The organism is Aquipseudomonas alcaligenes NBRC 14159 (genome assembly GCF_000467105.1).
GTDB lineage: Bacteria > Pseudomonadota > Gammaproteobacteria > Pseudomonadales > Pseudomonadaceae > Aquipseudomonas > Aquipseudomonas alcaligenes.
On record NZ_BATI01000052.1, the window covers coordinates 1 to 23920 of the forward strand.

Genomic DNA, 23920 nt, shown 5'->3' on the forward strand with positions numbered 1-23920 from the left:
GGGGGGTTTGATGCTTATTTGGTTCTGGATATTTGCTGTGTATAGAACGCTCAGCAGACTGTTAAACCAACGAATTCTTCACAAACTCCAGACGTTGTCTTCACATCCCCGTCCCTAGGCTGCGCTCCAACTTTCAAGTGCAGTTCCTGGGGGACCTAAGTGTCTACTTCTCCGCTACATTCTCTTACCCAACGCCTTAGCAGTTGGCGCTTCAGGGCGACGCCCAGCAAGCTGGTTTTGATAGTCGCAGCGTGGCTAATGCTGACGGCAAACTGGTCTTTCTGGCGTGTTGTCTGGGATGGGGTTAGTGGCTGGGGTAACGGGAACATCCTGTTTCTGGCCAGCCTGCCAATCTTCGTGCTGTGCTGGCTTTACCTATTGCTCAGCCTGCTGGCATGGGGGCGGTTAAGTAAGCCGGTACTCTGCATGTTGGTTCTGGTTTCTGCAGGTGCGGGCTATTTCATGAATACCTACGGCATCGTGATTGATTATTCGATGCTGACCAATGTGGTACAGACCGATCAGGCAGAGGCGCTTGACCTGGTCAATGGGCGCCTGATTGCCTGGATTGCATGTTTTGGCGTGGTTCCAGCGCTACTAATTCTGCGCACTCAGCTGACCTCGCGTGGTTGGAAGCGTGAGGTCTCTGCCAAATTAGGTGGTATGGGTGTAGCGACCGTTTGCCTGCTAGCGGTCGCCTTCGCTTTTTACCAACCTTACGCCTCACTAATCCGCAATCACCGCGAGGTTCGTTTGTTGCTTGTCCCATCGAATGTGGTGGCGGCAGCACATGGCTATCTCAAACGTGAGTTAGCAAGCCCAACTAAATTGGAGCTCGTCGGCGAGGATGCCCATCGCGTTGCCCGAGCAGGCTCTGGTGGGAAGCCTCGTGTGACTGTGGTCGTGGTTGGTGAAACGGCGCGCGCTGCCAACTTTTCCCTTAATGGCTACGCCCGTGAGACCAACCCGGAGCTAGGGCTGCGTGGCGTGGTGAATTTCCCTAAGACTACTTCGTGCGGTACCTCAACAGCCGTTTCTGTGCCGTGCATGTTCCTCGACGTGGGGCATGACAACTACAAGGACAGCATGGCGGGGAACCGTGAGGGGCTGCTGGATGTGTTGCAGAGAGCCGGGGTCGAAGTGCTTTGGCGTGACAACAATTCCGGGTGCAAGGGTGCCTGTGATCGAGTACCCCATGAAGATCTATCGAATCTGGACGTTCCAACGCTATGTGCCGAGGGAGAGTGTCAGGATGAGATCTTGCTGTATGACCTACAACGCTACCTTGATCAGTTGAATAAGGACGCGGTAATCGTATTGCATATGAAGGGCAGCCATGGGCCTGCTTACTACAAGCGCTATCCCAAGGCTTTTGAGACGTTCACTCCGGTGTGCGAGAGCAACCAGCTAGACCAATGCTCTCGAGAAAGCATTGTGAATGCATACGACAACAGTATTACCTACACGGACTACGTGTTGTCCGCGGCCATCGATCTACTGCAAAGCAACTCGAAGCGCTTGGACACCGCCATGCTTTATGTCTCTGACCATGGTGAGTCCTTGGGGGAGGGTGGGATCTACCTGCACGGTCTACCTTATGCGATGGCGCCTAGCGAGCAGACCCATGTCCCAATGGTTCTGTGGTTGTCCAGCGGCATGGAAGAGAGTAGTGGGGTGAGCAGTCAGTGCATGAAGCAGCATGCTGAGACGGAGGTGTCCCAGGACTATCTGTTCCACTCGGTGCTCAGCTTGATGCAGGTGAAGACCTCTGCATACCAGCGAGATCTAGATCTGTTTCTTCCCTGCCAGGCTGAGCGCACAGCTCAAGCTGATTAACTGAGGCTGGCATCCAAAGGGGCAGGTAGGGGTAGTCGGTTGTTCCGATACCACGCTAGAGATCAAGGACAGAGTTGTTCGAGGGTGATGCTTTGCAGCGTATCCGTCCGGCCAACTCACCTTCCGAACTCCAGCATTAAGGACGATGGTGTCCGCGTATTTTTAAGCGGACGCGATAGCCCTTATCGCCGGGATTTCCATGCGCCAACGAAGCTCTTACCCCAAACCGTTCAAGGCCCAGGTTGTTCAGGAGTGCCTGCAACCCGGTGCGACCGTTTCCAGCGTTGCCATCCGCCACGGCATCAATGCCAACGTCATTCGCAAGTGGCTACCGCTTTATCGAGATCAACTGCCAGCGGCGTTGCCGGCGTTCGTTCCTGCGAGAGTTACGCCAAAACGACCAGTTGAACCAGCTGTGATTATCGAGCTACCGCTGGGCGAGCAATCGATCACAGTGAAATGGCCAGCTTCCGATCCTGAAGGATGCGCCCGCTTTGTCCGGGGGCTCGCCCAGTGATCCGTATCGATAGTATCTGGCTCGCCACCGAACCCATGGATATGCGCGCGGGCACTGAAACCGCGTTGGCCCGCGTGGTGGCGGTGTTCGGTGCGGCGAAGCCGCACTGCGCCTATCTGTTCGCCAATCGCCGCGCCAACCGCATGAAAGTCCTGGTGCATGACGGCGTGGGTATCTGGCTGGCCGCGCGGCGATTGAACCAGGGCAAGTTTCACTGGCCAGGCATCCGCCACGGCTCGGAAGTTGAACTCGACACCGAGCAACTTCAGGCGTTGGTACTGGGGCTGCCCTGGCAGCGGGTCGGTGCGGGCGGCGCGATCACAGTGCTGTAGCACCGGCTATTAGCCCATCGGTGTATCTGCGCAGAGCGTCTGCTCTGGCACAATCAGCAGCATGAACTCCTCGCCCAATCTCGACCAACTGACAGCTGAGCAACTGCGCACACTGGCCGCGCAGTTGCTGACGCAGGTCGACGTGATGGGCAAGAAAATCCACCGTGATCAAACCATCATTGAGCAGCTCACACACGAAATCGCTTGGTACAAACGGCACAAGTTTGCCAAGCGTAGCGAGCAACTGAGCCCTGACCAGGGTAGCTTGCTGGACGACCTGCTCGACACTGACATCGCCGCCATCGAGGCGGAGCTGAAAGCTGTCAATCCCCCGGTTGCTCCAGCCGAACCCCGCCAACAGCCCAAGCGCACACCGCTGCCGGCACAATTTCCGCGCACCGTGATCCGCCACGAACCGGAGAACACCCAATGCGCCTGCGGCTGCCAGCTGCAACGCATCGGTGAAGGCTGAATCGCCCCAGGTTTTCTAGACACTCTCCAAGCTCTGGAAATAGCGCTTTTCAAACTCCACTGGCGATAGCTGCATAGCGCTGCTGTGCCGGCGCTTGGGGTTATAAAACATCTCGATGTAATCGAACACATCACTGCGGGCTTCTTCGCGGGTGCCGTAGGTTTTCCGTCGGATGCGTTCCCGCTTCAGCAACTGGAAAAAGCTTTCCGCGACCGCGTTGTCGTGGCAGTTGCCGCGTCGACTCATGCTGCTGATCAGGTTGTTGGCCTTGAGGAAGCTCTGCCAGTCCGAGCTGCTGAACTGGCTGCCCTGGTCGGAGTGGATCATCACTTCCTGCTTGGGCTTTCGCCGCCACACCGCCATCAACAGGGCATCAATGGCCAGGTCGCTGCACATCCGTGGCTTCATCGACCAGCCAATCACTTGGCGCGAAAACAGATCCAGTACCACCGCCAAGTACAACCAACCCTCATAGGTGCGGATGTAAGTGATGTCGGTGACCCAGACCTTGTTCGGTTCACTGACGTTGAACTTCCGCTCCAGACGGTTGGGCGAGGTCACAGTCGGCTTGCCACCATAGTACCCGGGGCGCCGACGATAACCGGTCTGCGAGCGCAGTCCCTCTCCCCGCATCAGGCGAGCCACGCGGTGCCGACCACAAGACTCGCCCAGCTCACGCAGGTCGTCGTGGATCTTGCGGTAGCCGTAGACCCCGCCGCTTTCCAACCAGGCATGCTTGATCAATCCGAGCAGACGCTGATCCTCCTTGGCGCGTGCAGATTTCGGCTCGGCCAGCCAGGCGTAGTAACCGCTGGGATGTACCTGGAGGGTCTGGCAGAGGCGCCGCACCGGGTACTCCACCGACAGCTTGCTGATAACGGCGTACTTCAGCCGGACTCCTTGGCAAAGTACGCGGCGGCCTTTTTTAGGATGTCTCGCTCTTCGGTCACTCGCTTGAGTTCAGCGCGCAAACGACGCAGTTCGGCTTGCTGATCATCTACCTGCTGCCGCTGTACTTGGGGCTTGCTGTAGCGCTTTACCCAGGCGTACAGGCTATGTGCGGACACACCTACTCACCTCGGGGGAGTATGGAGAGAGATGGCATCGGAACACCTAAAACGATACTGTATGAACAAACAGTATTTGAGATGATCCGACGCCGGTCAATCAGAACCGGAAGAGACGCCGACAGGTGGAGTGGACGGTCTCAGTCCTCGACCAACTCAGCGCGGCTGATCTGGATCTGCTTCGGCGCCTCGATGCCCACGCGGATATGCCCGTTGTGCTGACCTCGATGCATGTGGATGGTGATGCCATCGCGCAGTAGCAGCGCGAGTAGTTTCTCAGTGTCGACGCCGGGGTCGATGGTGAGGCGGATGGTCTCGCCTTCGCGGCGAGTGACGGTCAGAAATCCCATGGCGAAATCCTTTTCCGGTTGGGGAATGTGCGTCCTGCGCGAGCAGTCTAGAACAGGAAGACGAGCACCAAATGTGCAGCTGCGCGCAGCTCGAGGAGGTAGTCGATGTGCGGAGGTGTTGAGGCCCGCGAGGCTGAGAAGGTCTGGAAAATCTACTTCCCCAATCCCAAGGCAGCCCTACCAGTGCTTCTGGAAGGCTCCGGCCAGCTCGATTGGATTCAGTGGGGCCGGCGCAAGGAAGAGCCTGGCGAAGGTCCACCTGGTGGCTGGGCAAGGCTCAGCACTGTGCAGGCCGGCGGGTGGGCCAAGTATCGGCCGCGGCAAGGGCTGGCAATGGTGCAGCGCTTCATGGAGAAGGACGGTCATCCGGGCGACAAGAACCGACAGTCCCACTGGTTCGATGTGCCGGAGGGCTCCGCTTTGGAGTGCTTGGTCATTGGGGAGGGCGAGCAGCGCCGGGTGTATATCGTGACTACCAACGCACCGGCTGAGTACACCTGGATTCATGATCGATGGCCGCTTCTCGCAGGTAGCTGCTAGCCCTTGGGTATCGCTCCGAGCGACAAGGTGACTGGGCAGTCAGTGACATTATGAATTTTCGCATAATTCCACATAATTCTCATGATGAGGCTTCGATTGCCAGGACTCCTTGGGAAAACGCAGTGACCTGCACACCGAATTGCATTCACACTGAGCACCCAATTGCAACGCCACTGAACAGCAGTTGCATTCGCCCTGAACAGCGATTGCATGATTTGCACACAGACCAAGGCCAATTTTCGCTCAAATGAAAAGCCGGTCACTGGTGACCGGCCTTGGGGTTAAGTCTCGGATGACGTCAGAGCTTCTTCCCTTTGCGCTTACGCATCGACTCGCCACTCAGTGGCAGTATGTGCGCGCGATGAACGATGCGATCCAGAATGGCGTCGGCGATGGTTGGGTCGCCAAACAGGTCGTACCACTTCTCTGTCGGGAACTGACTGGTCAACAGCAGCGCGCCGTTCATCGATTGTTGATCGATAATTTCCAGCAACGCAGGCCCAAGGTGCTTCTCTATTCCACCGATGCCTAGGTCATCGATGATCAGCAACTGCGTCCTGATGAGTTGGCGGCGCAACTTGGGCAGAGAGCCGTCGGCATGCGACCGGCTGATGTCTTCAAACAGCCGCGTCGAGGTGCAGTAGTAGGTGGTGAGGCCTTGGCGGCAAGCCTGGTTGCCAAAGGCACAGGCGAGCCAGCTCTTGCCAGTGCCGGTGGCCCCCGTAAGGATCAGATTCTGCTTGCGCCGAATCCACTCACCCTCCGCCAAGGCCATGACCTGGCTACGATCCAGTCCTCTGTCGCTCCTGTATTCAACATCCTCAAGGGCTGCCTGACTAAAGCGCAACTTGGCAGCCTTCAGGTAACGCTCGATCTTGCGACTGTCGCGCTCCGCGGCTTCGACATCCAGCAGGTTGCCCAATCGCACGTCGAAAGCTTGGGTCTGGATGGCCGGCTGATCGCGCTGACGCTCGTAGGCCATGGCCATGCCACGCAACCCCAATTCGACCAGCCGTTGAGTGGTATTGGCGGCCGTCATGCGGTTTCTCCAGATTGGGTGATGTAATAGGTCGCACCGCGCAGGTTCGCGTGCTCAATCACGGGGCTATCCGCTGCTGCCGGGCGGTTGCGATCGGCTCCACTGCGCAAGATTGACCGCAGGCGGCCGTAGCTCAGGCAGTTCAGTTCCAGCGCGTAAGCGCAGGCGGATTCCAGGCGGTCATGCAGTTGTTCCTTGCGGGTATCACGCTGCAGGGCAATCACAGCCTTCAAGCCATTGGCAAAGTCCGGGCGCTCTTCCAGATTGCGTCGGGCATAGGCGTATGTGGCGGGACCAATGGATTTAGCCCAGGCCAGCAAGGCTTTCGGCTGGGAGTCCCACTGATGGCGGTGCTGGGGTGGCAGGTGCTCCGGCACAGTGGTAACGCCAACTCCTTGTGCCAGGGTATGACTGGCAATCTGGCGTCGCTGATAAAACACCATCAAGCGATCACTGTTGACTCGGATATCTACCAGCAGGTGGATGTATTGAAACGGTACCGAGTAGTGGTGGCCGTTGTGCTCCAGGTGGTAGTCGTTGGCCACCCGGATTTGGTAGCGCCACTGGCTGTAGGCATACGGCTCCACCGGGAGGTCCTGAAGTTCTGGGGCATCCAGCTCCTGAAAGCGGATCAACCGACTTTTAGGATAGGTGCGGGTCGTGCGCTCATTCAGGCGGCCCATCCAATAGTCGAGGCGCTCATTCAGTTCCTCCAACGAGAAGAAGGTGTGGTTGCGCAGACGCGCCAACACCCAGCGCTGCACGATCTGCACACCGATCTCGGCCAAGGACTTGTCCTGCGGGCGCCGGGGCCGAGCGGGATGGATGCTGAAACCATAGTGCTCGGCGAACTCCTGGTAGGCGGGATTCAGTTGAATGTGGTCTTTCCCACTCCTGAGCACCGCTGCCTTCAGGTTGTCTGGCACCACATAACGCGGCACACCACCAAGATGCTCCAAAGCCACTCGGTGGCAGTGCAGCCAGTCCGCTATGGTTTGGCTGGCTACCGCCGTGGCAAACAGGTAGCCCGAGGCGCCGAGAGTGCCGACGAAAACTTGTGCCTTGGATACTTCGCCGGTGTCGCGATTGACGATGGGCATGGTGCGTCCGCAGAAATCCACAAACAGCTTGTCACCGGGCTTATGGATCTGCCGCATGCTGATTTTCTGCTGGTTACGCCAGGCTCGGTAGAGGCGAGTGAATTGCGCGTAGGACACGCTGTCCGGTTCGCCCACACGGAATTCCTGCCAGAGCAGATCCAGCGTGACATCCCGCTGCTGCAGCTGCTCATGGATGCTCGCCCAATTGGGTACGGCTCGACGGCTGCCGCCCTCTGTGCGAGCGCTGAAGCGGGCCTGCAGGGCGTCATCGTCTAACCCGCGCAGCTGTTCCCAGCCCGCATCTCGTTGGCTCAGTCGATCCCGCAGGCCCCGAACGGTATTAGGTGATATCCCAGCCAGGCGCGCGACCGCCCGATGCGAGAGCGAAGGATTGCAGGCATGGCGCACGGCCTGCCGGAGTTGATCACTGGTCAGTCTCATAGGTTCTCCCCGCGACAGGCGCGGTTACGCCTCGCCTGTCACGATCAATGCAAATTCATGGATGAATGGGCAGGCGGCCGGGTTGACGCCCGGCACGGGGAAACACAGAATGAGGACGTCTGGGGTTCAACCTGACGTTTCTCGAAAGGCCTGGGGGCGCAATCCCCAGGCCTTTTGCATTTCCTTGGCCTGCAATGCTGCGAATCAGTCAGGGGTCATGGTAATTCTCCTCGTTGTTCAGGCTTCCAATGGTCGAACATGTGCTCAGCTGTCGCTCGATGGCATTGGTTGATTGCGCGAACCATCAGGTTCGCTGCTCTGCACTGCGTGGCGCTTACAGGCAATCCAACCGGCAATGTCTTTCGCCAGCGCGAACCTGCCGCGTCGATTGGGCAGTGTAAAAAACGGCACGTCGATCATCCCTCTCGACAGCGCCACGCGAAAAGCCGCCGGCGAGCGAAAGCCCAACTCTCGCCACAGGGCGTTGCTACCCAGCATCACCCCATAACGCCCCGTCTAATCATGTTCAAGTTCGTCAGTCAGGCGCTGAATAGGGCTCTGTTCGTTCATGGCGCTCGTCGTTTCGCGTAGTTGCAGATCATGGTAGAGAAGTCGCTGGCCCTGTACGAGCCGTAACCTCTTAACCAACTTTTACTGTATTTACTCGCGCAGGATGACGCTAAGTGACTGAATTTCAACGCATCAATGCGCTGCTCATGAGTTTTCGCGCGAGCCTGCGAAACAGACGGAACCGAACAACCGTTCCCGCCAAGCGCGATCAGGCGGACGTTCTGCGCGTGCGGTATTGGTATGAAGGGCTGAGGCAGCGCACGGGGTTGGCGACGGCCTATAAGCTCGAACAGCATTTCGAGCCGGAGTCATTTCGCAAGCGGGATGGGATCACCAGTAATCGCTGCAAATGGCAGCGCTATGCGGCTGGCCGGCACACCCCGCAGGCCAAGTTGGCGGCCCGCATTGATGCCCGAGTACCAGGCTCATTGCAGGAGCTGCAGCATCCCCTTTGGGCCATCCTGAAACATCAGCCATCCCGCACCACGCTAAGCGAGGCGTTTCTGCAGCGCTTGAAGCCGGATGTGCAGGCGGTATTGTTCGAGCCTGTCGGTGGTATCGAGGTTTACTGGCAGCGGGCCAGAGTCTCGGTTGTACTGATGAGAAAGCTGGAGCGCATCGCCAGCTTGGATGCCCTGGCGGCATTGACCTGGCTGCTGCGAGAAGCCATCGCACTGGGCAATCGAAAGAATACGGAGCGATTGGCGCACAGCATCTATACAGTGCTGTTGATCATGGGCATCGAGTGGCAAAACCGGGAGTTGGCAGAGCCGTTGCTCAAGTTGTTTGCGTACCGCATTTTGCCGCTGGGCTCGCCACCGCATCGCCGATTCTGCATGAGCGGAAGGGACATGCTTGAGTGCTCGGCCGCACTCAATCTGATTGTGTATCAAACCACCGAAGGCAAGCGACGTGGCCTGACCTGGCTGCAGCGAGTACACATCATGCGCCGATTGCTGGCTGGCATGACGGGCGTCGACGTGGTGCATGCTCTGGCCCCCCAGTACATACCATCGGGCACCGATGTGCCGGCGGAAGTGCTGCATCGACTCGAACAAGATGAGCGCTGGCGGCAATGGGGGTGGAGCAGTATTAACTCTACAAAGCCCGAACCATTCCCGCCCAAGAGCTTTTGGACCCAGCGCTCATCAGGCGTAGAGGGGAGCACGCGCCCTAGATGATGCATCTTTGCATCTTCGGCGAGCGTCACCACCAATGACCATGCAGACTCTGTAGGGTGAGGCTGTATTGGGTGATTGCCGCGCAAGGCGCCATCAGCCCATCGGCTTGGTAGAATTCCTGACTTGACCTGCAGAAGCAAAGTGATAGCTTCTCGCAACTAGTACATGTCTATGCAAGGACTGCAGATGCAAGACGAAGCCCAAGGAGCGGGTGCCTCGCCCGAGCCCGACACAGGCCTTGCATGCCTGGTGATGCTGGCGCGTTTTCACAATGTCGCCGCCTCACCGGAACAGCTCGCTCATGAGTTCGCTGAGGATGGCCGCCGTTTCGGCCGTGCCGAACTTCTCCTCTCCGCCAAGAAGTTGGGGCTCAAGGCCAAGTCCGCACGCAGTTCCCTCAGCCGTTTAGATACCACGCCGCTCCCGGCCATCGCCGCCGATCACGAAGGCCGCTACTTCATCATCGCCCGCCTCGACGACGGCAAGGCGCTGATCCACGACCCGCGCGCACAACGCCCGGAAGTGCTGACCTTCGAGCAGCTGGAGCAGCGCTGGAGCGGCGAGCTGCTGCTGATCCGCTCCGAGGCCTCTTTGGCGGGCGAGCTGTCCAAATTCGACTTCACCTGGTTCATCCCGGCCATCGTCAAGTACCGCAAGCTGCTCGGCGAAGTGCTGCTGGTTTCCTTCGTGTTGCAGATCTTCGCTCTGCTCACGCCACTGTTCTTCCAGGTGGTGATGGACAAGGTGCTGGTGCACCGCGGTCTGTCGACCCTCGACGTAATCGCCATCGGCCTGCTCGGCATCATGGTCTTCGAGACCCTGCTCAGCGGCCTGCGAAGCTACGTGTTCGCCCACACCGCCAGCCGCATCGACGTGGAGCTGGGCTCACGGCTGTTTCGCCATCTGGTGACTCTGCCACTGGCCTACTTCCAGGCCCGGCGAGTCGGCGACTCGGTGGCGCGGGTGCGCGAGCTGGAAAACATCCGCAGCTTCCTCACCGGCAACGCCATCACCCTGATCCTCGACGTGCTGTTCTCGGTTGTGTTCATTGCCGTGATGTTCTACTACAGCGGCTGGCTGACCCTGGTGGTGGTCTTGTCGCTGCCGCTGTACTTCCTCATCTCCCTGCTGATCACCCCGGTGTTGCGCGCACGTCTCAACGAGAGCTTTTCGCGCGGTGCGGAGAACCAGGCCTTCCTGGTCGAGACGGTCAACGGCATCGACACCCTGAAAGCCATGGCGGTGGAGCCGCAGATCAACCGCAAGTGGGACAACCAGCTGGCCGGCTACGTGGCCGCCAGTTTCAAGACTCAGAACCTGTCGACCATCGCCAACGAGAGCGTCGGCTTTGTCGGCAAGCTGGTCACCGTGGCCACCCTGTGGCTGGGCGCGCGCTTGGTCATCGAGGGCGATCTGACAGTGGGCCAGCTGATTGCCTTCAATATGCTGGCTGGCCGTGTGTCGCAGCCGATCATGCGCCTGGCCCAGTTGTGGACCAACTTCCAGCAGACCGGTGTGTCGGTGCAGCGCCTGGGTGACATTCTCAACGCTCGCACCGAGCTGTCCCAGGCCACCCGTAGCGCCTTGCCGCCGCTCAAGGGGCAGATCGAATTCGACCAGGTTCACTTCCGTTATCGTCCGGACGGCTCGGAGGTGCTGCGCGGGGTCAGTCTGCAGATCCACGCCGGCGAGGTGATCGGCGTGGTGGGTCGCTCCGGTTCCGGCAAGAGCACCCTGACTCGCTTGCTGCAGCGCCTCTACACCCCCGAGCGCGGCAGGGTACTGGTAGACGGTATGGACCTGGCCCTGGCCGACGTCTCCTCGCTGCGCCGGCAGATCGGCGTGGTGCTGCAGGACAACATGCTGTTTGCCCGCAGCATTCGCGAGAACATCGCCCTGACTGACCCCGGCGCGCCGCTGGAAGCGGTGATCCAGGCGGCCAAGTTGGCGGGTGCCCACGAGTTCATCTTGGAGCTGCCGGAAGGCTACGACACCGTGGTTGGTGAGCACGGTGCCTCGCTGTCTGGCGGCCAGCGCCAGCGCATTGCCATCGCCCGCGCGCTGATCGGCAACCCGCGGGTGCTGATATTCGACGAGGCCACCAGCGCCCTGGACTACGAGTCCGAGCGAGTGATCCAGCAGAACATGCAGGCGATCTGCAAAGGCCGCACGGTGATCATCATCGCCCACCGCCTGTCCGCCGTGCGCGATGCCAACCGCATCGTGGTCATGGACCGCGGGCAGATCGTCGAACAAGGCAGCCATGCCGAACTCCTTTCCCACCAGGCCGGCCACTACTCGCGCCTGCACCGACTGCAGCAGGGCTGAGCCATGGGCGCCAAACGTGAATTACTCAATCGCTACCGCAGTGTCTGGCGCCATTCCTGGCAACGGCGCAAAAGCATGGATGCCCCCGCACGGCTGAACCACGAGGTGCAGTTCCTGCCCGCCGCCCTGGCCCTGCAGGAAGCCCCAGTGCATCCGGCGCCGCGGATCATCCAGTGGACCATCATCGCCTTCGCCGTGCTGGCACTGATCTGGGCCTGCGTCGGCGAGATTGATGTGGTCGCCACCGCCAGCGGCAAGATCGTGCCCAGCGGCAAGAGCAAGATCATCCAGCCCAGCGAAGTGGCAGTGGTCAAGGCCATTCACGTCTACGACGGCCAGGCAGTGAAAGCCGGCGAGCTGCTGGTGGAACTGGATGCGCAGATCACCGGTGCCGATGTTGAACGTCTGAAAAGTGACCTGCTCGCCGCCCAGGTCGACAGCGCGCGTGCCAGTGCCTTGCTCGAAGCAATCCACAGCAACCAGCCCCCGGCCTCGCTGGCCAACCGTATTCCCCAGGCCACCGCACAGCAGCAGGCCTCGGCGCAGACCTGGCTGCAGGGCCAGTACTTGGAACTCCGGGCCGCCCTGGAGCAGGGCGATGCCGAGATCGCCCAGCGCGTGGCCGAGATCCAGGCTGCCCAGGCCTGGGTGGCGAAGCTGCAGGAGTCCCTGCCCATCACCCGCCAGCTGGCCGCCGACTACAAGCGCCTGCTGGATAAGGGCATCCTCGGCAAGCACGCCTTCCTCGAACGGGAGCAGCGGCGCATGGACCAGGAGCGTGAGCTGGCCATCCAGCAGGCCCGCGTCGTCGAGCTCCAGGCCGCCAAGCTGGAGGCCGAACGCCGTCGCCAGGGTGTGATCGCCCAGACCCGCCGCACCATGCTCGATCTACAGCACGAGTCGGAACAACGCGGCGCCGCCCTGCAACAGGAGCTGGCCAAGGCCGAACAGCGCGATCGCTTGACCCGCCTCACTGCCCCGGTGGACGGCACCGTGCAGCAGCTGGCCATCCACACCCCGGGCGGGGTGGTCACCGAAGCCCAGCCACTGATGGTCATCGTGCCTAAAGACCAGCCGGTGGAAGTGGAGGCCATGCTGGAGAACAAGGACATCGGCTTCGTGCGCGCCGGGCAGGAAGTCGAGGTCAAGGTCGAGACCTTTAACTTCACCAAGTACGGCGTGGTGCACGGCACCGTGCTTAACATCTCTAACGACGCGATCGAGGACGAGAAGCTGGGGCTGGTTTACAGCACTCGGATTCAGCTGAAGGAAAACAATATCCAGGTCGGCGAGAACCGCATTGAACTATCGCCAGGCATGGCAGTGCGTGCGGAAGTGAAGACTGACAAGAGAAAGGTGATTGATTACTTCCTGAGTCCGCTCAGGGAGTACCAGAACGAGAGCCTGAACGAACGCTAGCGGTACCGATGCCAGGGAGAGCGCATCCGGATGAAAGTGCTGTTCATACACCAGAATTTCCCCGGCCAATTTCGCCATATCGCGGCGCACCTGGCCAAGCAACCCGACTATCAGGTGTTGGCCATCGGCCGGGACACGTCGCCCGGCCTGCCGGGGGTCAAGTTGCTGCGCTACAAACCACACCGCACGGCCAGTCCGCAGACTCATCCCTACGTGCGCTCCTTCGAGGACGCCGTGCTGCACGGCCAGCAAGTGCTACGGCTGTTGCTCGACCTCAAGGGCAAGGGCTACCGGCCCGACGTGATAGTCGCCCACCCCGGCTGGGGCGAGACGCTCTATGCCAAAGATGCCTTTCCCAACGCCCGGCTGATCCACTTCTGCGAGTACTACTACCACGCGCAGGGTGCGGATATGGGCTTCGACCCCGAGTTTCCGCCGACGGTGGACGACTACGCGCGCATCCGCAGCCGCAACGCGTTGCACCTGCTCAACCTGGAAAACTGCGACCAGGGCATCACCCCAACGCACTGGCAGCACAGCCTGCATCCGGCGGCCTATCGGGACAAGATCCAGGTCATCCACGAAGGCATCGACACCGACCTGCTCGGCCCCGATCCAAACGCTACCCTGACGCTACCCAATGGGCAAGTGCTCAAGGCCGGTGAGCCGATCATCACCTACGTGGCGCGCAACCTGGAGCCCTATCGGGGCTTCCACACCTTCATGCGCGCACTACCGCAAGTGCTGAAAGAACACCCGACCTGCCAGGTGGTGATAGTCGGTGGCGATGGGGTGAGCTACGGCAGCAAACCCAAGGATGCGCCGAACTGGCGGACCAAGATGCTGCGCGAGAATCCGGTCGATCTGGAGCGGGTGCACTTTCTCGGCAAGGTGCCTTACGACACCTACCGCAAGGTACTGCAGGTGTCGGCGGTGCATGTCTATCTGACTTATCCGTTTGTGCTGTCGTGGTCGCTGTTGGAGGCGATGGCGAGTGGGTGCTTGGTACTTGGGTCGGATACAGCCCCCGTGCGAGAAGTGATTACGCACGGTACAAATGGGTTGTTAGTGAGTTTCTGCCAGGCGAACCAAGTTTCCGAGTGGGTTGCGACCGCGTTGGTGGAGCCCCATTCCTTTAAAGAGCTGCATCGTGCGGCCTATGCCGAAGCGTCACAATACTCGATTGATAAAGGTAACTTGCATTACATGGAGCTCTACGACCTAAACAACCGCAAGGCCATGCAGCACACTACTATGCCGGCTCTTAATTAAGGGTGAGCTATGCATTAATTTGCCCGCACTTTGAGCGCCGTCAAAAGCAGCTGGAGAATAGTGGCTACATGTGCTTTCTTCTTGATGCATATAGGCATATCAGTGAATTTTATGATTGTTTGAATATGAGGATTTTAGCTATGCTCAATGCAGTGAAGTTTAATCGGATGCTGCGGATGCTATTCTTGCCCTGCTACGGAGCTTTCCTTGCTTCACTTGTGTCCCCTGCTGTTGCTGAAAATGGTGCGCAAGGAGGCTGGACACAGTACAAAGGAGAAGGATATGTGCTGTGTGATGCTCTGCTCGAAGAGTTAAATCGTTATAAGTACCCTGAGAGGCCGGGCTCTTGTCCATGGGCAGCGGTGGTTGGATATCCAGAGCTTAAGGATCCGCCGTGGGAAGAGTTGGATGCAGAAAAACATGGAGAGTTGTTGTATCAGTTGCAGCGACTTAATTATTTTGGGGGGGGCGTTTATTTCTCAGGTATTGAAGATGGATCTAAGGAAGGCGGCGCATCACGAGCCGAAAGTTACTTGCGCGAAAAAGTTAGGGCTTTTCTGCAGAATGGAGGGCAGATTCGCTTGTGGCGTACTCCGCTGCCAAAAAATTTTGGGATGCTGGCTGGGAGCCCTGAAACGGCTGGGCCGCTTAATATTCTTCAGTTACGCTCTAAGGTTCCTTTGCATAGAGCAAAGGACTTAGGGCTAGATCAGTGTCCTGATATTTCTGTGCCCGAGTGGTCTAGTTCTATCATGCTAGTAAATGATGATCTGACGGGGCCAGACCCACGTCTTAATCCCAGCGTTACTCAGGCAGGACTGAGGAATATAAATAATACCGAAATATGGATGTATAAAGAGATACCACATCGTTTTAGTATCAGAGAAGAGAGCGTGGAGATTTATCGCGATGATCTTCCGCTGTCAGAGTTTTGTCGTCTTGTCTATAGCCGTTCAGCCCAAGGAGAGGAATGAAAATGGCACTTAATTGGAAGCAGGTTGACGGTGACTTTAATGCTCTGCTATTTGAAAAGCTAAGGCTGCTTGAGGCTCCAAGAACAGCTGATCGCTTTAACATACATGTGGTTAATGGAAATCCAACAATAGGTATTGGTTTTGATCTGCGCGCGGGTGGTGACTTAGTGCGAGATGCTGTACTTGAAAAGCTGGGGTTTAATGCAGCACTAATTCAGGTCCGAAGAGCAGAAGATGTACCAGCAGTGGGAACCCCGGCGCGCCGCGAATATGACTATATTCAAGAGTTGCGTGGGCTAATGGCAGGCAATAATGGCGCAGCTGCCTTTGACGCTGTAATGCAAGAGCGCGCCGCCGATAACGATGAGGCTTATGCCGCCTTCATCTCCCCTGCGAGTCGGCGCGCCAGTTTCAGCTTTGCTAACGATGCGGAAGTCCGGGCTGTTTTCGATGTGTTATGGCCGGACGTTTATCGCGCAGGACTGCTGAACCTTCGGCCGGAACTACAAGCCGACACGGCTTTTCACACCTCATACGAAATGATTGTAATTGCCAGTCTGACCTGGAACGGTGGTCCTGGTCTGAAAGGCGTCTTTGGCCCGAGATTGCGCGCCGCGTTGCAGAACGATGATCGCGCCGAAGCCTGGTTCCAGATTCGCTACGGGGCTAACGGCGGAAGCTCCGAGAATGGTGGTTTGGCCGCCCGCCGTTTCGTCGAAGCTGAGCTTTTTGGCCTTTATGACGACCAGGCTGGAAATGTTGCGAGCACCGATGAGGCCAAAAGCATATATGCGATGTTTACGCGTAACCGAGACGCAATTTTTAAATATGAAGCCAAATACGGCGAACCTGCGGATGGATCAGCGGCCACTGAAAGAAATCGGCTCAATGAGGCTGCCACCGACGCATTTAAAAGTGCCGTAGCGATTCCTCAATCTCTTATCGACTCCCTAACTCCAGCCCGTGATGCATTGGTAGCTTGGCTCAACACAGAGCTTCCTGCCGGTGAGGCAAGCATCTATGGTAATGATTGGAATCCTGCGGCAATTTTTTATCGAGACATTACCCCTCCCAGCGCTGTCGAAGGGTTCGTTCTCTCGAACACCTCGTTGGACGCGAGTGTGCACGACGGCAAAGGCAATGGCCTGGATAAGAATCTGCTAATCGGTAACGACGGTAACGACTACCTTTCCGGCGGTCAAGGCGATGATCTCCTGATCGGCGGAAAGGGTAACGATAACTTGCAGGGTGGCGCTGGCAGAGACACGCTCTATGGCGGCGAAGGTTTCGATACCTATGTAATTGATCTACGCGGCGGTCCTAACCATGACCGAATCGTCGACAGCGACAATCAAGGCAAGATTGTCATTATCGATCGGAATGGCAATCTGCTGAGCCCCATCGTTTTGCAACGGCTAGGCAGTGGTGAGGTATGGGAGGATACCGAGGGCAGCCTAACCCTAAGCCACACCGACACCTGGCGACTGAGCTTAGGCGACGGTAGCGTTATCGACCTCGGATCGAGCTTCAACCCCGCCGGCTTCGGTATCGCATTGGTGGAAGAGGCCCAAGGCACCAGCAATACTCTAATCGGTGATTTCAAGAAGGCCTTTACCTCCGACGAAGAAGAGTATTACCAGGCCTCTGTCAGTGGTTATGTCTCTGACGGCGCTCAGGCCAATACCGACGATATCCTCCTGGGCGGCGGGGCCGCCGACCATATTCTCGGCCTGGGTGGCAACGATGGCTTGGCCGGGTTCGCCGGCGACGATGTCTTAGAGGGCGGTGCTGGCGCAGATTTGCTCTTGGGTGGTGCGGGGCGCGACGAGCTTTATGGCGGTGAGGGAGGCGACTATATCTTCGGTAGCGGCGCGGGTGGTTTCAGTCTGCCTTATGAAGTCGACTTTACCCCACCACCGTCGTCGGGCGTCGAACTGGCTCGAGGTTTCTCCTGGGTAGTCTTCGATCCACCTGGTGAAGACGGCTACGGTCGCAATGTCACCTATTACAGCGGCGCGGGCATCGGTAGCGTGGCTGGTGACGCCGGCAACTTTATTGACGGCGGTGCGGGCAACGACAACATAGCTGCCGGTACTGGCTCGGATTTGGTGCATGGCAGCGATGGTAACGACTCCATCGATGGTATGCACGGACATGATGTGCTGCACGGTGATGCCGGTAACGACCTCATTTACGGCGACGGGCCGCTAGGTCCCTACGCCAATGCCACTCCATTGGAGCAACACGGCAATGATCTGCTGCTCGGCGGTACGGGCGACGATACTCTGGTGGGTCAGGGCGGCAGTGACCAACTGCAGGGCGGCGATGACAACGATACCCTGATCGGTGACCAGTTACCGGACGGAGCCATCGACGATACGCCGGTGGCCTTCCATGGTGACGATTTTCTCGATGGAGGTAACGGTCAGGACTACCTAGAGGGCGACGGTGGAGCGGACAATTTGCTCGGCGGTGCGGGCGACGACCGCCTTTTCGGCGATGCCGCGGGTGATCGTCTAGACGGGCAATACCACGGGGCAGACTACCTCGATGGAGAGGCCGGCAATGATTACCTGGAGGGCGGCGGTGGCGACGATCATCTTCTCGGTGGTAGCGGGAACGACAACCTCTGGGGCGATGGTGGTCCTGCCACTTTGGATGCCCAATACCATGGGGCTGACTACCTGGACGGTGGTGCCGGCGATGATGGTCTGACGGGAGGCGCCAAAGCTGATGTCCTGTACGGTGGCAGCGGCAGAGACAGCTTGTTCGGCGATGGAGATGCGGCCCTGCTCGACGGCGAGGCACACGGAGCTGACTACCTGGATGGTGGTGAGGGCGACGACTATCTACGAGGCGATGGGAAAGCTGATGTCCTGCTGGGAGGTGTTGGTAATGACACCTTGCTCGGCGATGCTGCCACTTCCGCGTTGGCCTTGGAGGCTAATGGCGCGGACGACTTGCAGGGCGGTGCTGGCAACGATTACCTCATTGGCGGCGGTGCGGACGATTCTCTGGATGGTGGCGATGATGACGACAATCTGCGAGGCGACAACGAAACCTCAGTTGTAGATGCGGCCGGCCACGGCAATGACTACCTGGATGGTGGCGCAGGCAATGACGTTCTACGCGGCGATGGCGGCGACGACGAGCTTTTTGGCGGCGAAGGTAGCGATTGGCTGGCTGGTGAAGACGAGCTTAGTTCAGTTGTCGTATCCGCGCTAACGGGCAATGACCTGCTTTCGGGGGGCGCCGGGAATGACAGCCTGATTGGCGGCAACGGAAATGACAGCCTCGATGGTGGTACAGAAGACGATTTGCTCTGGGGCGGTGCCGGAGTGGACTGGCTCGACGGCGGCGATGGCGTGGATCGCCTGGAGGGGGGCGAAGGGGCCGATACTTTGAATGGCGGCGCCCAGAACGACAGACTGCTCGGCAACGAGGGGAATGATCTGTTGCGTGGAGGAGCAGGGGCTGACCTGCTAGAGGGGGGCGCCGGGGATGATATCTACGTGGCCTCTCTGGGAGAGCTGCTTCAAAGCGATGGTCTCTTCGACGAGGTCGTCGATGGAGAAGGTGATAACCGGCTGAAACTGGACATGTCCCCCGTCAGCTTGACCGTTGCGGAGAATGGGACCGCAGGAGGCGTTCTGCTATCGGTCGATGCCGAGCATTCCCTGACGGTTCGCAATGCCACTAGCGGGACTTTGCTGTCCGTCGAATTCAATGACGGCAGCGTGGTGGGGATGGACCGGTTGATTGGTGAGCAATTCACCCGCCAGGTAACGCTGAGCTCTGGCGAGGCTGGAACCAAGCAGTTCGGCGGTGTCCTGGGGGATACGCTGGTGGCCACCGAATCTGCGGCCGGCGCCATGCTTTCGGGCGGCCGAGGCGACGATGACCTTACCCTAGCTGCCTTAGGCGGTGGCACGCTGCTGTTCTCGGTGGGCGATGGAGTGGACCGGCTCGAAACCCACTACACCATGGGTACCAGCCGCACGGGAGAAAATCTACTGCGACTCGGTGCAGGGCTGGCCTTGGCTGACCTTCAGTTGGCTCAAACCTCTACGGGGACGTTCCAGTTACGTATCGGCACGGGTGGCGATGCGATTGCCTTCGCCTTGGACCGCAACGATGTTGCGGGAAGCTCGCGCCCCTTCGACCGCATTCTATTCAATGATGGAGAAATGGCGACCTGGGAAGAGATCGTCGCGCGCGGTGTTCTGATCAATGCGCCCCAAGCCAGCGGTGTGCAGGTCAACGGAACCAATCGGAACGACATCATTCGTGGAAATGCTGGGGATCGCATCTTCGACGCGGGCGATGGCGACGATCGACTGATCGCAGGCAGCGGTAGCGAAACGCTGATCGGCAGTCGTGGCAACGATACCTACGTCTTCTCCGCTGGTTTCGGCAGCGATGAAGTTAACAACTCGTCGTCCTTGGCGGACGAGGTGAACAGCATCGTTTTCTCTAGTGAGCTCGCCTATGGCGAAGCCAGGTTCGTGAGGATACAGAATGACCTCATGGTTACCTTCGACAGAACGCGCGATGCCTTGAGGGTGGCGGGGTTCTTCACCAATTCTGGCACGGAGATCATTGAGTTCGCCGACGGGCATCGCTTCGATCGGGCAGCACCTCCCCCTTACATCACTTCGTTGCAGCACCTCGCCACGGCTGGAAACGACAGCCTCAGCCTGACCTCCTCGGACGATACCTTCGATGCCCTGGCCGGCGACGACAGCATTTCCGGCGGCAGCGGAAATGACAATATCCAGGGAGGAGAAGGCAATGACACTCTGGGTGGCGGCAACGGCAATGACCGGCTCGACGGTGCGCTTGGCAACGATTCGATCCGTGGCGATGCTGGCAACGACGCGCTGTTTGGCGGAGCGGGAGCGGATCAGCTTTATGGGGATGACGGGGATGATGTCATTGAGGGGGGAGACGGCAATGACTACATCGTGACGGGTAATGGCAAGGATGTTGTGTATGGCGGCGATGGTAATGATGTGATCAAGGCTTACTACGGCTCGGACATCGTGGATGCTGGCCGCGGCGATGACACTATTTCCGGTGATACCGGGCTGAGTGTTATCTACAGGCGAGGCGATGGTTTTGACAATGTTGATTTCGCCAAGATTGAGCTGAGGGAGAATCTGCTCCAATCCAACTTCCACTACCTGCGCGCCGCTTCGGGGATAGTGCTGGCGAACAAGGACGATCACCGCGACAAGCTGCTGTTCAAAAACTTTTACCTCCCCAATGCGCAGACCAGTAAAGCGCAAGCCTTTTCCCTGACCTATTCCGATGGCACGCAGGTCGGCGATATCGCCGAATCTTCGCTGACCGGCGTCTACCTGGATGCGCAACAGATACTGAGCGACTCTTCGTGGTATCAGTACGTTTACTATGGGAGTACCAACTACTCTCCCAACGCCGACAAATACGGGCAATACGCCAGTCTGTCCGGTGGCGGCTTATTCTTGGGGGACAGCAAAGTCGGCAACGATATCCTGGTGGGCTCCAACTTGGCGGACACTTTCGTGGTGCGCGAGGGTAGCGACGCGGTCTATGGCCTTGAAGGGAACGACTCAATCAGACTCTACGGCGGGAACGATACGGTGGCCGGTGGTCGTGGAGACGACTTTATTGAGGTCCATGCCGGCGGCGCCATAACCATGCTTTATTCGTCCGGCGACGGACGCGACAGCTTCCGCTATAACGGGACCCCAGGCGCATCCGCGAATATTCTGATCGAGGGCTACTCGTTAAACTCGCTCACATACAGCCGCTTGAATTCGGACGCTTATCTGAATTTCTCCGGTTCGGACGGTATCGTCCTCAAGGATTTTATCGACCTGTATAGCGGTGGCTTCAATACAGCATTCGCTAACACTTACATCCAAGTTTCCGGCGGGGAAACACTGACTGCACAACAAATCCTAGACGCAGTGAAACTTAACGAAGCGCCCCCGCAAGCGGTGCTGGATACCGTATCGACAGTGGAAGGCCGGGCGCTGAGCATCGCCGCCTATGACCTGAAACTGAACGACTGGGACCCGGAAACCTCGTGGATTGATAATCTGCAGGTGACCGCCGTGGGTGGCGCGCTGCACGGTCAGGTAGCGTATGACGTCAACGCAGGGGTGATCACCTTCATACCCGATGCTGGGTTCACCGGCATCGCTTCGTTCACCTATACGCTCTCGGACCGGATCAAAACTTCCGAGGGACTGGTGAATGTCAGAGTCAACAGGAACTATGAAGTTGTCGAAGGTTCCTCCCTTGCCCTCTCGACTTCTCAGCTCCTGATTGAAGATGTGGATCCCAGCAACGACAGCCACCAAATTGTTGGCGTTGGTGACTCCTCGACCGGCAGTATCGAGTTTAATTCCCAGACTGGGCAAATCACCTTCGTGCCCAGCGCGGGCTTCCGGGGTCAAGCCTGGTTTGAGTATGACGTCTCCGACGGGCTGAACACCCGTCGCGAGAAAGCCTACGTGCTGGTAGGCACGTTGCAGAATCTGACCCTGAACGGCACCAGCGGTGCAGATACGCTCGAAGGCAGCTTCGGCAACGACACCCTCAATGGTTCGGGTGGCAACGACACCTTGCTCGGTGGCAAAGGCAACGACCGGCTGAACGGCGGAACCGGCCTCGACGCCATGTTCGGTGGCCTAGGTAATGACACCTACGTGGTGGACAACCTTGGCGATCTCGTTAGTGAGGACGGTAACGGTGGAACCGATACGGTCGAATCGAGCATAACCCTGACTCTGGCCGCCAACGTCGAAAATCTGCTGCTCACCGGAAGCAGCGCCCTGAACGGCACCGGCAATGCGCTGGATAACGTGCTCACCGGCAATACCGGTGTGAACACTCTGGTCGGCGGCGCTGGCAATGATCGGCTGGATGGCAAGGGCGGCGTCGACAAGTATCAGGGTGGTACGGGTAACGACACCTATGTCGTGGACAACGCCAGCGAGACGGTGACCGAGAACGCTAATGAAGGGATCGACACTGTGGAGTCCAGCGTCACCCTGACTCTGGGTAACCATGTCGAAAATCTCACCCTGACCGGCACCAGTGCGCTCAACGGCACCGGCAATGCGCTGGACAACGTGCTTACCGGCAACAGCGCGGTGAACACGCTGGCCGGCGGTGCAGGTAACGACCGGCTGGATGGCAAGGGCGGCATCGACAAGTATCAGGGTGGGGCGGGCAATGACACCTACGTGGTGGACAACGCTAGCGAGACGGTGACCGAGAACGCCAACGAAGGGATCGATACGGTGGAGTCCAGCGTCACCCTGACCCTGGGCAATAACGTCGAGAACTTGACCCTCACTGGCAGCACGGCTCTCAACGGCACCGGCAACACGCTGAACAACATCCTGATCGGCAATAGCGGTGCCAACAGCCTGAGCGGCGCAGCGGGCAACGACACTCTGGACGGCCAGGGTGCTGCAGACACGTTGACAGGAGGAGCAGGCAACGACACCTATGTACTGGGGCGAGGGTATGGTGCAGACACTACGGTGGAGAACGATACTACTGCAGGGAATACCGACATAGCCCAATTCCTGGGGGGGATTGCGACTGACCAACTCTGGTTCCGCAAGCTGTCGAACAACCTTGAAGTAAGCATCATTGGGACTTCCGACAAGCTGACGGTCAAGGACTGGTATCTGGGCAATGCTTATCACATCGAGCAGTTCAAGACCGCCGATGGTAAGACCTTGCTAGATAGCCAAGTACAGAACTTGGTCAATGCGATGGCTGCGTTTGCTCCGCCCGCTGCGGGGCAGACATCACTGCCAGAAAATTACCAAGCGTCGCTGGCATCGGTGATTGCAGCCAACTGGCAGTGATTGACTGCTAAGTGAGCTCAAGGCTCGCAAGGGCCTTGAGCTTTTTTGTGTGCGCACTGTTCACCACTGATGTAACTCAGTGTGCAGATCCAATGCGATTGAGTGTTCAGAGGCAATGCAAGTCTGTGTGCAGGTGCGTGCAATTACGCAACTCCTGGCTTGCGCGGTGATTAATTGTCGATTCTCCTGGTTATGCGCTCGTTCCTGTCCTCCTGCGACTTTATAGAGAATTATTCCAGGGCGATAATTATTGGCCTGGAATAATTCTCTATAAAAGGCTGGGGCAACCGGTTGATCACCTATCGGCCTTGCCCATGGCGGATCATGTTGTGTGGAGAGAGCTAATGCGGGGCGATGCCACGCGGCAGCTACCGGCTGTCGGTTAAAGCTGAGATTGTCCCTTCTCGATTTCGCCGAGTACTCTATCGCCCCTTGCAACGGCTCGAGCTCGATTAATCTGAGCGTCTCTAGTGAGAGCAGGATCACTGAAGGCTCAGCCGTTGAGCGCATCAGCTATAGTCGCCTAAAGGCAGTTGGTCAGGAGACTCACTTCCGAATGAATCCGTCTGACAAGCTGGGCGACCATTTAGAACATTGGAGATTGGGAT

14 protein-coding genes and 2 pseudogenes are annotated in these 23920 nt (G+C 58.4%); 11 read left to right on the forward strand and 5 right to left on the reverse strand.

Features of this window, described 5'->3' with window-relative positions; all coding sequences use genetic code 11:
* Nucleotides 1–159 precede the first annotated feature (159 nt).
* The 4 genes and pseudogenes from PA6_RS20715 to PA6_RS20725 all read left to right on the forward strand — a co-directional run.
* Complete coding sequence (locus tag PA6_RS20715) at nucleotides 160–1836, forward strand: phosphoethanolamine transferase (RefSeq protein ID WP_021702946.1); 1677 nt, start codon at nucleotides 160–162, stop codon at nucleotides 1834–1836.
* Between the two features lie 199 nt (nucleotides 1837–2035).
* Entirely contained in the window at nucleotides 2036–2353 is a 318-nt protein-coding gene (gene tnpA / locus PA6_RS23085; RefSeq protein WP_003282986.1) for an IS66-like element accessory protein TnpA, read from the forward strand.
* Nucleotides 2350–2685, forward strand: a complete 336-nt coding sequence (gene tnpB / locus PA6_RS24345; RefSeq protein ID WP_003282984.1) for an IS66 family insertion sequence element accessory protein TnpB — start codon at nucleotides 2350–2352, stop codon at nucleotides 2683–2685. Before tnpA ends, tnpB begins: the two co-directional genes overlap by 4 nt.
* Nucleotides 2686–2746: 61 nt before the next feature.
* Nucleotides 2747–3151 (forward strand): annotated as a pseudogene (locus PA6_RS20725) (IS66 family transposase); the annotation flags it as partial.
* Between the two features lie 21 nt (nucleotides 3152–3172).
* Here PA6_RS20725 and PA6_RS20730 read toward each other — a convergent pair.
* Together PA6_RS20730 and PA6_RS20735 are read right to left on the reverse strand one after the other, a co-directional pair.
* Nucleotides 3173–4230: pseudogene (locus PA6_RS20730) on the reverse strand (IS3 family transposase); the annotation flags it as partial.
* A 134-nt stretch (nucleotides 4231–4364) separates the two neighbouring features.
* Nucleotides 4365–4574 carry a carbon storage regulator gene (locus tag PA6_RS20735; protein WP_021218877.1) on the reverse strand — a complete coding sequence of 70 codons (210 nt, stop codon included), beginning with the start codon at nucleotides 4572–4574 and terminating at the stop codon, nucleotides 4365–4367.
* A gap of 105 nt (nucleotides 4575–4679) precedes the next feature.
* On the opposite strand from PA6_RS20735, the gene PA6_RS23910 reads away from it, so the two are divergent.
* On the forward strand, nucleotides 4680–5114 hold the full coding sequence (locus tag PA6_RS23910; protein ID WP_021218876.1) for a hypothetical protein: 435 nt from the start codon (nucleotides 4680–4682) through the stop codon (nucleotides 5112–5114).
* 298 nt (nucleotides 5115–5412) lie between these two features.
* Here PA6_RS23910 and istB read toward each other — a convergent pair whose 3' ends face one another.
* From istB to PA6_RS23090, 3 genes are all read right to left on the reverse strand, one after another.
* The gene (gene istB, locus PA6_RS20745) at nucleotides 5413–6153 is read right to left on the reverse strand and encodes an IS21-like element helper ATPase IstB (RefSeq protein WP_021702949.1); all 741 of its coding nucleotides are present in this window, start codon (nucleotides 6151–6153) and stop codon (nucleotides 5413–5415) included.
* Nucleotides 6150–7694 (reverse strand): IS21 family transposase, encoded by a 1545-nt coding sequence (istA, locus tag PA6_RS20750; RefSeq protein ID WP_021702950.1) that lies wholly within the window; start codon nucleotides 7692–7694, stop codon nucleotides 6150–6152. The genes istB and istA overlap by 4 nt, the downstream gene beginning before the upstream one ends.
* A gap of 264 nt (nucleotides 7695–7958) precedes the next feature.
* Complete coding sequence (locus tag PA6_RS23090) at nucleotides 7959–8192, reverse strand: hypothetical protein (RefSeq protein WP_021702951.1); 234 nt, start codon at nucleotides 8190–8192, stop codon at nucleotides 7959–7961.
* A gap of 185 nt (nucleotides 8193–8377) precedes the next feature.
* Between PA6_RS23090 and PA6_RS20755 the strand changes: the two genes are divergently transcribed.
* The 6 genes from PA6_RS20755 (at nucleotide 8378) to PA6_RS24355 (ending at nucleotide 23312) form a co-directional block, all read left to right on the forward strand.
* A complete protein-coding gene (locus PA6_RS20755) occupies nucleotides 8378–9445 on the forward strand; it encodes a hypothetical protein (protein WP_021702952.1) in 1068 nt (355 codons plus the stop codon).
* Nucleotides 9446–9631: 186 nt separating this feature from the next.
* Nucleotides 9632–11773 carry a type I secretion system permease/ATPase gene (locus tag PA6_RS20760; RefSeq protein ID WP_043217194.1) on the forward strand — a complete coding sequence of 714 codons (2142 nt, stop codon included), beginning with the start codon at nucleotides 9632–9634 and terminating at the stop codon, nucleotides 11771–11773.
* Nucleotides 11774–11776: 3 nt separating this feature from the next.
* Nucleotides 11777–13192, forward strand: coding sequence for an HlyD family type I secretion periplasmic adaptor subunit (locus tag PA6_RS20765; RefSeq protein ID WP_021702954.1), 1416 nt, complete (start codon nucleotides 11777–11779; stop codon nucleotides 13190–13192).
* A 30-nt stretch (nucleotides 13193–13222) separates the two neighbouring features.
* Complete coding sequence (locus tag PA6_RS20770) at nucleotides 13223–14464, forward strand: glycosyltransferase family 4 protein (protein ID WP_021702955.1); 1242 nt, start codon at nucleotides 13223–13225, stop codon at nucleotides 14462–14464.
* Nucleotides 14465–14466: 2 nt separating this feature from the next.
* A complete protein-coding gene (locus PA6_RS23585) occupies nucleotides 14467–15438 on the forward strand; it encodes a hypothetical protein (RefSeq protein ID WP_147289510.1) in 972 nt (323 codons plus the stop codon).
* Nucleotides 15435–23312, forward strand: coding sequence for a cadherin-like domain-containing protein (locus tag PA6_RS24355; protein WP_021702957.1), 7878 nt, complete (start codon nucleotides 15435–15437; stop codon nucleotides 23310–23312). The genes PA6_RS23585 and PA6_RS24355 overlap by 4 nt, the downstream gene beginning before the upstream one ends.
* Nucleotides 23313–23920: the final 608 nt, after the last annotated feature.